Origin of the sequence: Roseovarius sp., assembly GCF_030373445.1 — a bacterium.
Classification (GTDB): Bacteria; Pseudomonadota; Alphaproteobacteria; order Rhodobacterales; family Rhodobacteraceae; genus Roseovarius.
On the sequence record NZ_JAUCYU010000002.1, the window covers coordinates 308,713 to 322,635 of the forward strand.

Annotated in this window: 14 protein-coding genes; 11 read left to right on the top strand and 3 right to left on the bottom strand. The window is 66.6% G+C overall.

Going from position 1 to position 13,923, the window contains the following annotated elements; all coding sequences use genetic code 11:
- Nucleotides 1-10 precede the first annotated feature (10 nt).
- From QUV18_RS05000 to der, 3 genes are all read left to right on the top strand, one after another.
- Nucleotides 11-661, top strand: coding sequence for a tetratricopeptide repeat protein (locus QUV18_RS05000; protein ID WP_300892334.1), 651 nt, complete (start codon nt 11-13; stop codon nt 659-661).
- Between the two features lie 66 nt (nt 662-727).
- Complete coding sequence (locus QUV18_RS05005; protein WP_300892335.1) at nt 728-2,059, top strand: PQQ-like beta-propeller repeat protein; 1,332 nt, start codon at nt 728-730, stop codon at nt 2,057-2,059.
- Nucleotides 2,060-2,109: 50 nt separating this feature from the next.
- On the top strand, nt 2,110-3,561 hold the full coding sequence (gene der, locus QUV18_RS05010; RefSeq protein WP_300892336.1) for a ribosome biogenesis GTPase Der: 1,452 nt from the start codon (nt 2,110-2,112) through the stop codon (nt 3,559-3,561).
- A gap of 11 nt (nt 3,562-3,572) precedes the next feature.
- Here the strand turns inward: der and QUV18_RS05015 are convergent, their stop codons facing one another.
- Entirely contained in the window at nt 3,573-4,271 is a 699-nt protein-coding gene (locus QUV18_RS05015; protein WP_300892337.1) for a hypothetical protein, read from the bottom strand.
- Between the two features lie 158 nt (nt 4,272-4,429).
- Between QUV18_RS05015 and QUV18_RS05020 the strand changes: the two genes are divergently transcribed.
- Complete coding sequence (locus QUV18_RS05020) at nt 4,430-5,419, top strand: fatty acid desaturase (RefSeq protein WP_300892338.1); 990 nt, start codon at nt 4,430-4,432, stop codon at nt 5,417-5,419.
- Between the two features lie 154 nt (nt 5,420-5,573).
- On the top strand, nt 5,574-5,807 hold the full coding sequence (locus QUV18_RS05025) for an EF-hand domain-containing protein (protein WP_300892339.1): 234 nt from the start codon (nt 5,574-5,576) through the stop codon (nt 5,805-5,807).
- A 117-nt stretch (nt 5,808-5,924) separates the two neighbouring features.
- On the opposite strand, the gene QUV18_RS05030 is transcribed toward QUV18_RS05025, so the two are convergent.
- Nucleotides 5,925-6,647, bottom strand: a complete 723-nt coding sequence (locus tag QUV18_RS05030) for a hypothetical protein (RefSeq protein WP_300892340.1) — start codon at nt 6,645-6,647, stop codon at nt 5,925-5,927.
- Nucleotides 6,648-6,779: 132 nt separating this feature from the next.
- Nucleotides 6,780-8,072, bottom strand: a complete 1,293-nt coding sequence (gene serS, locus QUV18_RS05035) for a serine--tRNA ligase (RefSeq protein WP_300892341.1) — start codon at nt 8,070-8,072, stop codon at nt 6,780-6,782.
- Nucleotides 8,073-8,448: 376 nt separating this feature from the next.
- On the opposite strand from serS, the gene yajC reads away from it, so the two are divergent.
- The 6 genes from yajC to ccmB all read left to right on the top strand — a co-directional run bounded on the left by yajC (nt 8,449) and on the right by ccmB (nt 13,910).
- The gene (yajC, locus tag QUV18_RS05040) at nt 8,449-8,730 is read left to right on the top strand and encodes a preprotein translocase subunit YajC (protein ID WP_300892342.1); all 282 of its coding nucleotides are present in this window, start codon (nt 8,449-8,451) and stop codon (nt 8,728-8,730) included.
- A 40-nt stretch (nt 8,731-8,770) separates the two neighbouring features.
- Nucleotides 8,771-11,434, top strand: coding sequence for a protein translocase subunit SecD (secD, locus tag QUV18_RS05045; protein ID WP_300892343.1), 2,664 nt, complete (start codon nt 8,771-8,773; stop codon nt 11,432-11,434).
- Nucleotides 11,427-12,188 (top strand): sulfite exporter TauE/SafE family protein, encoded by a 762-nt coding sequence (locus QUV18_RS05050; protein WP_300892344.1) that lies wholly within the window; start codon nt 11,427-11,429, stop codon nt 12,186-12,188. The genes secD and QUV18_RS05050 overlap by 8 nt, the downstream gene beginning before the upstream one ends.
- Before the next feature lies 1 nt (nt 12,189).
- Nucleotides 12,190-12,543 (top strand): Mth938-like domain-containing protein, encoded by a 354-nt coding sequence (locus tag QUV18_RS05055; RefSeq protein ID WP_300892345.1) that lies wholly within the window; start codon nt 12,190-12,192, stop codon nt 12,541-12,543.
- A 96-nt stretch (nt 12,544-12,639) separates the two neighbouring features.
- Nucleotides 12,640-13,257, top strand: a complete 618-nt coding sequence (ccmA, locus tag QUV18_RS05060; RefSeq protein WP_300892346.1) for a heme ABC exporter ATP-binding protein CcmA — start codon at nt 12,640-12,642, stop codon at nt 13,255-13,257.
- The gene (gene ccmB / locus QUV18_RS05065; protein WP_300892347.1) at nt 13,254-13,910 is read left to right on the top strand and encodes a heme exporter protein CcmB; all 657 of its coding nucleotides are present in this window, start codon (nt 13,254-13,256) and stop codon (nt 13,908-13,910) included. The genes ccmA and ccmB overlap by 4 nt, the downstream gene beginning before the upstream one ends.
- Nucleotides 13,911-13,923: the final 13 nt, after the last annotated feature.

The following is a 13,923-nucleotide window of genomic DNA, read 5'->3' on the forward strand; positions in this document are numbered from 1 at the left end:
GCGAGGCAGCGTGAGCGACAGCGACAGTTTCATCGACGAGGTTTCCGAAGAGGTCCGCCGCGAGCGGCTCTACCGTTACGTCCGCCGCTACGGCTGGATCGCGATTCTCGCCGTGGTGCTGCTCGTCGGCGCCGCCGGCTGGTACGAATGGCAGAAGGCCCAGAGCCGCCAGCAGGCCGAGGCCTTCGGCGATGCCATCCTCGCCGCCCTCAACGAACCCGAACGCGCCGCCCGGGCCGAGGCGCTTGCCGCCATCGACGCCCCCTCCGACGGCGGCCGCGCGGTTCTGGCTCTCCTGACCGCCGCGGAAGAAGGCTCCGAGAATCCCGAAGCCGCCGCAGACCGCCTCCTCACCATGGCCGACAGCCAGGGCGTGCCGATGGTCTACCGCCAGCTCGCCACGCTCAAGGCCGTCGCCATACAGGACTCCGGCCTCAGCGTCGAAGACCGTCGCGCCCGGCTCGAGGCGCTGGCCGGCACCGGCGGCCTCGTCCGCCTCCTGGCCGAGGAACAACTGGCCCTGCTCGACCTGGAACAGGGCAACCGCGACGCCGCACTTGAACGGCTACAGCGGATCGTCGAAGATGCCGAGGCAACGGCAGGCTTGCGCCAACGCGCCGGCCAAGTGATTGTGGCTCTGGGTGAGGAGCCGGCCGCATAGGGCGGTCTTGATGTATATTAGCCGGGCCCGGCCCGGCGGCACGCACCAAAGACGGGGGCGAAAGCGTTGAAACGAACTGCGATTTCTCTTGGACTGGCGGGCATCGTCCTGCTGGCGGCCTGTGAAAAGAAAGAGGTCATCCTGACCGGAGAGCGTGAGAATATCGACGCCGTCCTGTCCGAGGGCAACGTTGAAACCACGCTGGCCTCGAACCAGGCGCCGGCGGCGGCCCCGCCGCTCAGCCTGCCGGCCACCCGCGCCAATACCGACTGGACACAAAGCATCGCCAGCCCCGCGACCCGCACAGCGCACCCCGCGCTCAGCCCCACGCCTCGCCTGGCCTGGTCGGTCGACATCGGCGCCGGCGACGGCAAGCGCAACCGCATCACCGCCGATCCGGTGGTGGCCGGCGGCCGTATCTTCACCCTCGATTCGGAGGCCCGCGTCAGCGCCGTCTCCACCTCGGGCCAGCTTCTGTGGACCCGCGACCTCACCCCGCCCAACGACTCCGGCTCCGATGCCAGCGGCGGCGGGCTCGCCTACGGGGCGGGCAAGGTCTTCGTCTCCTCGGGCTTCGGCCTGATGACCGCGCTCGACGCCGCCACCGGGGCCGAGGTCTGGCAGCAGGACCTGCGCACCACCGGCACCGGCAGCCCGACGGTCTATGACGGGCTGGTCTACCTCGTTTCGGGCGACGAAATCGGCTGGGCGCTCGACGCCAACAATGGCCGCATCAAGTGGCAGATGAGCAGCACGGCCGACCGGAACAACGTCCTCGGCGCGCCCGCCCCGGCGATTTCCAGCAAGTATGCCGTCTTCGCCTTCGGGTCGGGCCAGGTCCAGGGCGCCTTCCGCAAGGGCGGCCTGCGCCGCTGGGACGCCCAGGTCGCCGGGCGCCGCCTCGGCTTCGGCACCGGCAGCGTCACCGACATCACCACCGACCCGGTGATCGAGGGCAACACCGTCTATGTCGGCAGCCACGCCGGGCGCACCGTCGCGCTCGACATCGGCAACGGCGAACGGCTCTGGACGGCCCCCGACGGCCCGCTCAACCCCGTCTGGCCGGCGGGCGACTCGATCTTCATGGTCTCCGACCGCAACGAGCTTCTGCGCCTCTCGGCCCGCGACGGCAGCCGCCTCTGGGCCCGCAAGCTGCCCTTCTTTACCAATGCCAGGCCCCGCCGCCAGAACGAGATCTACGCCCATCATGGCCCGATCATCGCCGGTGGCCGGCTGATCATCGCCTCCAATGACGGGCTGATGCGCTTCTTCAACCCGCAGAACGGCCAGTCGCTGGGCTCGGTCGAACTGCCGGGCGGTGCCACCACCGAACCGGTCGTCGCGGGCAGAACCCTCTACGTCGTCTCCACGCAGGGGCAATTGCTGGCTTTCCGTTGATCGCGGAATGCGTTAACAGGGCGGCTTGATCCGCTTTGGAGCCTGAGTAAATGACGTTCTCCCTCGCCATCGTGGGCCGCCCCAACGTGGGCAAGTCCACGCTGTTCAACCGCTTCGTCGGCAAACGCCTGGCGCTGGTCGACAACCAGCCCGGTGTCACCCGGGACTTGCGCGAGGGCGAGGGGCGGCTGGGCGACCTGCGCTTCACCGTGATCGACACCGCCGGGCTGGAAGAAGCCACCGATGCCTCGCTCGAGGGCCGGATGCGCAAGCTGACCGAGCGCGCGGTCGACATGGCCGATGTCTGCCTCTTCCTGATCGACGCCCGCACCGGCGTGACGCCCACCGACGAACTCTTCGCCGACATCCTGCGCAAGCGCTGCGATCACGTGATCCTCGCCGCCAACAAGGCCGAAGGCTCCGCCGCCGATGCCGGGGTGATCGAGGCCTATGCGCTGGGGCTGGGCGAGCCCGTCCGCCTCTCGGCCGAGCACGGCGAAGGCATGAACGACATCTACACGCACCTGATGCCGCTCGCCGACGCATTCGCCAAGCGCGCCGCGGCCGAGGCGCCGGATACCGACATCGCCCTCGACGAGGCCGAAGCGGAAGAAGACGGCGTCCGCCGCCCCACCGCCGATCGCCCGCTGCAGGTCGCCGTCGTTGGTCGGCCGAACGCCGGGAAATCCACCCTGATCAACAAGATACTGGGCGAAGATCGCCTCCTCACCGGCCCCGAGGCCGGCATCACCCGAGACGCCATTTCCCTCAAGCTCGATTGGGAAGGCCTCCCGGTCCGGATCTTCGACACCGCCGGCATGCGCAAGAAGGCCCGCGTTCAGGACAAGCTCGAAAAGCTCTCGGTCTCCGACGGCCTGCGCGCGGTCAAGTTCGCCGAGGTGGTCGTCGTCCTGCTCGACGCCGCCATCCCCTTCGAACAGCAGGACCTCCGCATCGCCGACCTTGCCGAGCGCGAGGGGCGCGCCGTGGTTGTCGCCGTCAACAAGTGGGATATCGAGACCGAGAAGCAGCAGAAGCTCCGCGACCTGCGCGAGGCCTTCGACCGCCTCCTGCCACAGCTCCGCGGCGCGCCGCTCGTCACCGTGTCCGCCAAGACGGGGCAGGGGCTCGACCGCCTCCGCGCCGCCGTCGAAAAGGCCCATGACGTCTGGAACCGCCGCGTCTCCACCGCGCGCCTCAACCGCTGGCTCACCGGCATGCTCGAGGCACACCCGCCGCCCGCACCGGGCGGCCGCCGCATCAAGCTCCGCTACATGACCCAGGCGAAAACCCGGCCGCCCGGCTTCGTCGTCATGTGCTCGCTGCCGGAAAAACTCCCCGATAGCTACTCGCGCTACCTGATCAACGGGCTACGCGAGGATTTCGACATGCCCGGCACGCCCATCCGCCTGCACATGCGCTCCCAGGCCGACAAGAACCCCTACAAGGGCAAGAAGAAATCCACGCCCTCGCGCCTGCGGAAACACCTCAAGGACAAGTAGCGCCGGGCGGCTCAGGCCGTCCGCCAGCTCATCACGCCCAGCCCGGCGATCCCGGCCACGGCCAGCCCCAGCACCGGCGCGTTCACCGGCGCCGCGTTGGCCACGGCCACGCCCAGCAGCGCCCAGATCACCGCCAGCCCGTATTCCGGCGTGCCCGGCCGCATCGCCAGAACCGCCGCCGCCAGCACCAGCGCCAGCACCAGGGCCCCCAGCGCCGCCGCCTGCGCGCTCATCACGCCATACCCCGCCAGCACCAGCGCCAGCGCCACGCAGGACGCCGCCGTCAGCCACCCGGCATAAACCGCCACCGGCGCCTGCAGCCAAAGCCGGTCGCTCCGCCCCGCCTGCATCAGCGCCGCCAGCGCCGTGCCCAGCATCACCCAGATCATCACTGTCGCCGCCACCGGCGACACCTGCGCCACCGGAAGCCACGCCGCCCCCACCGCAAGGCTCGCGAAGAGCGGCCCCCGATGCGCCGCCCACCGCCCGTCATCGGCCCGCATCAACAGCCCGAACCCGGCCCCGGCGATCAACCACACATAGATCAGCAACCAGATCGAGAACGCCCACCCCGCGGGCTGCGCCGGCGGATCCTCCTGCGGCACCGGGAACTGGTCCGCCTCGAACCCGTTGAACCCCGTCACCATCAACGGGGACACGGCAAAGGCCAGCGCGGCGGTCAGCACAAGTATGGCGAGCATCCGGGACATGGGCCAGAAACTGGGGCGATAACCCGCCGCTTCAACCGCGCGGCCCTATTTCCCGTTCCACGCCCCTTGCTAAGTTATTAATCTGTGCCAAATAACAGTTAAGTGATCAGTGTAACGAATTGCGATCCTGTAATTTTTGACGACCCGGGACAGAAAAGATGACAGATATACGCGAGTACACACGCCAATACGCGGTCAAGAGCGACGCGATGGGCGCACTGAGCTTTTTCGCCTCCCTCGCGGCCTACGGTACGGCCCTGGCACTGGCGGCCACCAATGCCTCGACCCTCTGGATCTCCGGCCCGATGGTGGTGATCCTCGCCTTCGCCTCCGTCCGCCTCTACGTGCTCCAGCACGATTGCGGCCACCATTCGCTGTTCGAGACCAAGTGGATGAACGACGCGGCGGGCTACGTGCTCTCGATCTTCTCCCTCACCCCGTTCCGCGTCATGCAATACAACCACAACCTGCATCATGCCTATCTTGGCAACCTCGAACACCGCGAGACGACCGAGGTCTACACCATGACCCTCCGGGAATGGGAAGAGGCCGGGTTTCTCACCCGCCTCTGGTACCGGCTCTACCGCAACCCGGCCATCATGCTGTCGCTGGGCGGGATCTACACCTATTTCATCGCCTACCGCTGGCCCCGGAACACGCGCAAGGTCGGGGCAGGGGGCGTGATCGCCCACAACCTGATGCTCGCCGCCTACGTGGCACTCGTCTACCTCGCCTTCGGGCTTCCGGGCCTCGTCGTCCTCGGCCTCAGCGCCGTCATCGCGGGCGTGATCGGCGTCTTCCTCGTCTACCTCCAGCATAATTTCGAGGACACCTACTGGGATCGCAAACCCGATCTCGATTTCCGCAAGGCCACGCTGGTGGGCTCCAGCTCGCTCGATCTCGGCCACTGGTGGGATATCGGCACCGGCAACATCGCCTATCACGACCTGCACCATTTCAACCCGTCGATCCCGTCCTTCATGCTCCGCAAGTGCCAGAACAACCTGCCGGACGAGCTGAAAAGCCACGACGTGATCCGCTGGCCCGAGGCCATCCGCTCCTTCCGGCTCAAGCTCTGGGACGAAGATGCCGAACGCCTCGTGCCCTTCCCGAAAGAGCCCGCCCACAGCATGGCCGCGGCGGGCTGACAGGCCTGCCGCCATCAGCCGAAATGCGCTCATGACGGCCGGCCCGCGCCCAAGATTTCCGTTGCGGAATTAGGGCGTTATGGCAGATTCGCGGCGAAGGCGATTTTGCCTTCGATTCGGCGGCAGATGCCGCCTTGGAGAGACCCCTGAAATGATGACCCGTGCTCTGTGCCTTGCCGCCATCGTGGCGGTATCTGCGGTTCAGGCCCATGCCGAAACCGCGGTGGAAGACGCCGACGGCAACGGCTCCTACTCGATGGACGAGATGACGGCCGCCTTCCCCGAGCTGACCGAAGACCAGTTCGTCGAGATCGACGCCGACGCCTCCGGCGAAGTGAGCGAGGAAGAGCTCGCCGCTGCCATGGAAGGCGGCGTGCTGGCCGAGTAACCCCGGCCGCGAACCTATTTCTGACTGTCCCTTCTACTGCCCCGGTGGCCTCCCCAGCCTCCGGGGCTTTTTGATGGGCCGGGCAAAATGACAGGATTGGGCGCGGTCTGCCGGGCGCTAGGATCGCCCGTTGATCAATTCGGCACGAAACGACACCCGGCCCAGCTCCACGCCGATCAGGCGCCCGTCATCGACGGCCGCCGCCACGTCCTCGCGAAGATAACGTTTGTGGCCCAGTTCGATGATCGAAGGAAAATCAGTCGTGACCATCCCGAGCCGCTCGGGCAGGGGAATGTCGAGAACCGTCCGCGCCGTGAAGTAATCCTGGAACATCTTGGCGGAGGAGAACCGCAAACCCGGCTGCAAGACCTCCGGGTCCCCAGGGCCCTCCAGCGAAACCGCATCGACGCACTGAAACGAGGACGCGCCGAAGTCGATCCACGCTGCCGCCGTCTCCTCCCGGCAGGCCGGCCTCCCCAACAGGATCTGCATTTCGTCAAACCCGACGGACAGATGCCCCGCAACTGCGCCACTCAAGGCCGTGTCCAGCCCGAACGACGCCCCCACATCGGTCGAGATCAATAGCCCGCCCGGGAAACAACTTGCATTGGGCAGCAGGATATTGGGTCGGGGCACCCCCTTGCGAAGCGACATGCTGACCGACACAGGATCGCCCGGCCGCGGATGCAGCCCAAGCCGGTCTTCCAGGTCCAACACGGGCTGCGCCACCGGCGGCGGCCCGAACCGGTCTTCCAGCTCGAGAACCGACGAATGATCCAGTGGCCCAAACCCATCCCTCCCCAGATAGGCCAGGTCTTGCGTGATCAGCGAATACTCCATGACCGGAAGCCTACCCGCCGCCCGCCCTTGGGAAAAGTATCAGCCCCCGTAGGCCGGGCTTCAGCCCGGCACGCATAGACACCCAAACTTGGTAGTCCGGGCTTCAGCCCGGCCCCACCGGCGTCCCAAATGTTACGCCAACACCCCGTCCGCCCCCAACCGCGTCTTGCCGCGCAGGTACGGATGCAGCGCCTCCGGAAGGTCGACCGAGCCGTCTTCCCGCTGCCCGTTCTCCAGCACCGCGATCAGGCACCGCCCCACCGCCAGCCCCGAGCCGTTCAGCGTATGCAGGAACTGCGGCTTGCCGCCATCCGCCGGCTTGAATCGCGCGTTCATCCGCCGCGCCTGGAAATCCCCGCAGACCGAGCAGGACGAGATCTCCCGATACAGGTTCTGCCCCGGCAGCCACACCTCGATATCATGCGTCCGCCGCGCGCCGAACCCCATGTCGCCCGTGCACAGCACGATCGTCCGGTAGGGCAGGCCCAGCCGTTCCAGAATCCCCTGCGCACAGCCCGTCATCCGGTCCAGCTCCTCGCGGCTCTTCTCCGGATGCGTCACGCTCACCATCTCGACCTTCTCGAACTGGTGCTGCCGCAGCATCCCGGCCGTGTCCTTGCCCGCGCTCCCGGCTTCCGAACGGAAGCACTGCGTATGCGCCACGTAGCGCCGGGGCAGGGTGGCTTCCTCCACCGTCATTCCGTTGACGATATTGGTCAGCGTCACCTCCGCCGTCGGCACCAGCCACCAGCCATTCGTCGTCCGGTAGCTGTCCTCGCCGAATTTCGGCAATTGTCCGGTGCCATACATCATCTCGTCGCGCACCAGCACCGGCGTCCATGTCTCCGACAGGCCGTTCTCCTCGGTGTGCACGTCCAGCATGAACTGCGCCAGCGCCCGGTGGATGCGCGCCACGCCCCCCGACAGCACCACGAAGCGCGAGCCGGAAAGCTTCGCCGCGGTCTCGAAATCCATCCCCGGCTTCACGCCCTCGAGCTCGTAATGCTCCTTCGGCTGGAACTCGAACCCCTTCGGCTCGCCCCAGCGATGGATCTCGACATTTTCGGCCTCGTCGGCGCCATCGGGCACATCGTCCATCGGCAGGTTGGGCAGCGACATCAGCAGGTCGTTGAGCGCCCCGTCCAACTCCTTCGCCTCGGCCTGCATCGCCGCCACCTCGGCCTTCTTCTCGCCCACCAGCGCCCGCAGCCGCTCGAACTCGGCCTCGTCGCCCTTCGCCTTGGCGGCGCCGACCTCCTTGCTCGCCCGGTTCTGCTCCGCCTGCGCCGTCTCGGCCGCCTGGATCCTTGCCCTGCGTGCCTCATCGGCCTTCAGGATCTCCGACGACGCATCCGACACCCCCCGACGGGCCATGGCGGCGTCGAACTGGGCAGGATTTTCACGGATCGCGCGGATGTCGTGCATCGGACTGGTTCCTTGGATTGATTGAGTCGTGCGTCGGGTTATGCACCAGTTTGTCGCGGAGGTGTAGGGCGGGGTTTCGGCTCGCCCCACATCCTCCTGGCATTACCCGCCTCGGGCTTGATCCGGGGCCACTGACAACGGGGGAGGTCCCGGCTCGGAGGCCGGGACGGGTGGAGCCAGAACACCACCCGCCCCGGGCCCGACCCGGGGCCTCTCACCCGCACCACCCCCCGACACAAACACCGACAAAATACCGACGTTATACCGACGCGATACCGACGTCCGTTTCCCGCCTTGCAAATACCTCCCCCCGGACTTAGGTTCCGGCAAAATTTTACGCGGCCAAGGCCGCCTTCAACCGACAAGGAAAGCGCGCATGGAAGCCCTTGGCCAGTTCGTCCCCCTCATCCTGATCTTCGCCATCATGTGGTTCCTGCTGATCCGTCCGCAGCAGAAAAAACTCAAGGAACACAAGGCGATGGTCGCCGCTCTTCGCCGTGGCGACCAGGTGGTCACCCAGGGCGGCCTGATCGGCAAGGTCGCCAAGGTCAAGGACGAGGACGAGATCGAGGTGGAGATCGCCCAGGGCGTCAAGGTGCGGGTCGTCAAGTCGACCGTGGCCCAGGTTCTGTCGAAGACCGAACCGGCCGAGTCCTGAGCCTTCGCTCCACCCTCTATCCTGTTGTAAAGGCTGAATAATGCTGCAAATCGACCTGTGGAAGCGCGTTGTGATCTGGGCCCTCGTGGCCCTCGGCCTCTTCATGGCGCTCCCCAACGCGTTCTACCCCCGGGTCGAGACCTACAACGATGCCACGGCGCTGATCCAGCGCGAGCCTACGCCGGCAGAGCTGGAAGAAAAAGGCCTTACAAAAGAAGAGCTTGAGCAGCAGGCCGGCCAATGGCCCGACTGGATGCCCTCCAGTCTCGTCAATCTCGGCCTCGACCTGCGCGGGGGCGCGCATCTGCTGGCCGAGGTCCAGGTCGCCGATGTCTACGAATCCCGGATCGAGGCGATGTGGCCCGAGATCCGCGACGTGCTCCGAGACGAACGCGACCGCGTCGGCCCAATCCGCCTGCAACCCATTGAAAACACGGAACTTCGCGTCCGCCTCGTCGAGAACGCCGACGAGGTGCAATACGCCGCCTCCGTCGTCCGCGAGCTGGCCCGTCCGGTCACCAGCCTCACCGGGGCGGCCGCCAGCGACATCGAGGTCACCACCGACGGCGACGAGATCGTCGTGCGCCTCAGCGAGGCCGAGCAGCGCGCGACCGATGAGCGCACCGTGCGGCAGGCGCTCGAGATCGTCCGCCGCCGGATCGACGAGGTCGGCACCCGCGAACCCACCATTCAGCGGCAAGGGTCCGACCGCATCCTGATCCAGGTCCCCGGCATCGGCAGCGCCGCCGAGCTCAAGGAGATCATCGGCACCACCGCCCAGCTGACCTTCCAGCCCGTCGTCAGCCGCACCTCCAACGGTAACGAAAGCCCCGGTGCGGGCAACGAGATCCTGCCCTCGCTTGACCAGGAAGGCCTGTATTACATCCTCGAAAGCGCTCCCGTGGTGACCGGAGAGGAGCTTGTCGACGCGCAACCCGACTTCGATCAGAACGGCCGCCCGGCGGTCTCGTTCCGGTTCAACCCGTCGGGCGCCCGCAAGTTCGGCGACTACACCGCCGCCAATATCGGCAACCCCTTCGCCATCGTCCTCGACGAGGAGGTGATCAGCGCCCCGGTCATCCAGGCCCATATCGCGGGCGGCTCGGGGATCATCACCGGCGATTTCACGGTCGAGGAAAGCACCAACCTGGCCGTCCTTCTCAGGGCCGGCGCCCTTCCGGCGGGACTGGACTTTCTCGAGGAACGCACCATCGGCCCCGAGCTCGGCGCCGACAGTATCGAGGCGGGCAAGATCGCCTGTATCGCGGCCTTCGGGCTGGTGCTGATCTACATGGTGCTGAGCTACGGCATCTTCGGCCTTTTCGCCAATATCGCCCTGATCATCAATGTCGGTCTGATCTTCGGCCTGCTAAGCTCCATCGGGGCGACGCTGACCCTGCCGGGGATTGCCGGGATCGTGCTGACCATCGGTATGGCGGTTGATGCCAACGTGCTGGTCTTCGAGCGAATCCGTGAGGAAATGCTCACCTCGAAAGGTCCCGCGCGGGCGATCCAGCTAGGCTATGAACGGGCGCTGAGTGCCATCACGGATGCCAACATCACCACGTTCATGACGGCCGTGATCCTGTTTGCCATGGGCAGCGGGCCGGTCAGGGGCTTTGCCATCACGCTCGGCCTCGGGATCGTGACGTCGGTGTTCACCGCGATTTTCGTGACCCGGCTGATGGTGGTCATGTGGTTCGAGCGCAAGCGGCCCAAGATGGTGCTGCAGGGGCGTGCCCTTCGGCTGGTGCCGAAGCAGACCAACTGGGATTTCTTCCGCCGGTGGAAATTGTCGCTGGGCATCTCGGCCGTGCTGATCCTGCTGGCGCTGGGGTCGTTTGGTATGCAGGGTCTGAATTTCGGGATCGACTTCCGGGGCGGCACCACGATCCGTACGCAGAGCGAGCAGCCCATCGATATCGGCGAGTATCGCGACGCCATACAGCAGCTCGAGCTGGGCGACATCACCATCACCGAGGTGTTCGACCCGACCTTCGGCCCCGACGAGAACGTCGCCATGATCCGTATCCAGGCGCAGGACGACCAGGAAAGCGTCAGCGCAGACACGATCCAGGCGGTCGAGGCGGCGCTACAGGAGGTCGTGCCGGATATCGAGTTCACCTCGGTCGAAAGCGTCGGCCCGAAAGTGTCGAACGAGCTGATCCAGACGGCGGTGATTGCCGTGTTGCTGGCGATCGGGGCGGTGCTTGTCTACATCTGGCTGCGATTCGAATGGCAGTTCGCGCTGGGTGCGGTGGCGGCGCTGGTGCATGACGTGGTGCTGACCATCGGCATATTCTCGGAGCTGCAGATACAGTTCGACCTGGCCATCATCGCAGCACTTCTGACCATCGTCGGCTATTCGCTCAACGACACCGTGGTTGTCTTCGACCGGGTGCGCGAGAACCTGCGGAAATACAAGAAGAAGGCGCTGAGCGAAGTGCTCAACATCTCGATCAACGAGACCCTCAGCCGGACGATGATGACCTCTGTCACCACGCTCCTTGCTCTGGTGGCGCTTTTCATCCTGGGCGGCGACGTGATCCGCGGCTTCGTCTTCGCGATGATCTGGGGCGTGATCGTGGGCACCTATTCCTCGATCTTCGTGGCCAGCACCATCCTGCTGTGGCTCGGAGTCAAGCGCGACTGGTCAAAGCCCGACAAGGGCGCCGGCACGCAGTTCGCCGACGTGGATGCCTGAGACACTGAACCAGGCCCTGGCCACGCCGGGGCTGGTCTGGCTGATCTTCGCAATCGGCCTGGCGGGCATCGTAAGGGGGTTTTCCGGCTTCGGTACGGCCCTGATCTTCGTGCCGGTCGCCAACATCTTCCTCGAGCCGAAGATCGTCGTTGCCGTGATCGCCCTGACGGGCATTGCCTGCAATGCGGTGGTCCTGCCACGCGCCTGGCACCAGGGCAGCCGGGGAGAGGTCGGCCGGCTTGTCGTGGCCGCGCTGCTGACCGTCCCTGTGGGGCTGTGGCTTCTCGACGTGCTGGACAAGACGACAGTGCGGTGGTTCGTCACCTTCGTGGCCGGCGGCATGCTGGCGGCGCTTGTTTCGGGCTGGCGGTTCTCCGGCGTGGTCTCGAAGCCGATGCTGTTCGTGATCGGGGCGGCGGCGGGTCTTGTCGGCGGCATGACCGGCCTGACGGGGCCGGTGGTGATTCTCTTCTACCTGGCGGGGCAGGCGGTGGCGCAGTCGGTGCGGGCCAACACGATCCTTTTCCTGGCCGCGCTCGACGTGGTGATCCTGACGACCCTTTTCGTGAAGGGCGACGTGACCCTTTACATCGTGCTGATGGCGACGATCCTCTCGGTGCCCTACGCGGCGACGACGATGCTGGGCCAGTCGTTGTTTGACCCCAGGCATGAACGGCTTTACCGCTGGGCCGCCTACGGGGTGATCGCGCTGGCGGTTGTCAGCGGGTTGCCCGTCTGGAACAATGGGGCCTGACATGCAACTGAACGAGATGAGTTTCGACGGCGCCACCCCGATCGAGGGGTACGGCCCGGGTTTCTTCCGGATCGGCGGACAGGCCTTCGAGGGCGGCGTGCTGGTGACGGCGCGGGGCGCCCGTAGCTGGGGCGGGTACGAGGATACCGAGCCGCTTCTGGCGCTGAAGGACGATGTCGACGTGGTCTTCGTGGGCACCGGGGCGGAAACCGGGCATATCCCCTCGGACCTTCGCCAGCCTCTCGAGGCCGCCGGGCTGGGGGTCGAGGCGATGAATTCACCCGCTGCCTGCCGCACCTACAACGTGCTGCTGTCCGAAGGTCGCCGTGTTGCCGTGGCGGTGCTGCCGGTATGAGGCACCTCCGCTGACGGCCTTGCTGTGCACGGGGCGTGGCCGGGGGCCGGGCGCAACCGTCTTTCCCACCCGATGGCGATAGGCTAAGGGGTGGCCATGAGCCTTGAGGTCAACGATCTGTCGATCGCGCGCGGGGGCGTGCGGGTGCTGGAAGGGGTGAGTTTCACGCTCGCGCCGGGCCGGGCATTGGTGCTGCGGGGGCCGAACGGGATCGGCAAGACCACGTTGCTGCGGACGGTTGCCGGGCTTCAGCCGCCGGTGAGTGGCACGGTTGAGGCGGAAGCGGAAAGCCTTGTCTATGCCGGCCATTCCGACGGGATCAAGGCGACGTTGAGCGTGGCCGAAAACCTGAACTTCTGGGCGCAGGTCTTTGGCAGGAAAGACATTTCCCCGGCATTGAAGGCGTTCGACCTGGCCCCGCTGGCGAACCGGGCGGCGGGGATGCTGTCGGCCGGGCAGAAACGCCGGCTGGGCCTGGCGCGTCTGCTGGTCACGGGCCGGCCTGTCTGGGTGCTGGACGAGCCGACCGTCTCGCTCGACCGGGAGGCGGTGGCGATGTTTGCGCAAGTGGTTGGCGCGCATCTGGCGGCGGGCGGTTCGGCCCTTTTGGCCACGCATATCGAGCTGGGGCTGGAGGGGGCGGAGACGCTGGAACTCGCGCCCTATCGCGCCCGGGCGGCCGAGGTGGACGATTTCGACGAGGCCTTCCTGTGATTGCGCTGCTCCTTCGCGACCTGCGCCTTGCCATGCGGGCGGGCGGAGGGTTCGGCCTTGGCCTTGCCTTCTTCCTGATCGTGGTCACGCTGGTGCCGTTCGGCGTCGGCCCGCAAGGCGGGCTGCTGGCCACCATTGCGCCCGGCATCCTGTGGCTGGGGGCGCTGCTGGCCTGCCTGCTGTCGCTCGACCGGATCCTGGCGCTCGACTGGGAGGATGGCAGCCTTGACCTTCTGGCGACAGCGCCCTTGCCGATGGAGGCGGTGGTCAGCGTCAAGGCGCTGGCGCACTGGCTGACCACGGGCCTGCCGCTGGTCTTGGCGACGCCGGTGTTCGGACTGCTTTTGAGCCTGCCGTCAAAGGGTTACGCGCCGCTCCTGTTGTCGCTGCTGTTGGGCACGCCGGCGCTGTCGGTGATCGGCACCTTCGGGGCAGCTCTGACGGTGGGGCTCAAGCGGGGCGGGCTTCTGCTGTCGCTTCTGGTGCTGCCGCTTTACGTGCCCACGCTGATCTTCGGCGCCGAGATGGCGCGTCGGGGCGTCGACGGGCTCGATTATTCCACCCCGCTCCTGATGGTCGCGGGGATCACCTGCGGCACGATCGCGCTTTTGCCTTTCGCGTCGGCTGCGGTATTGAGGGTCAATCTGAGGTAGCCAGCAGGAATCG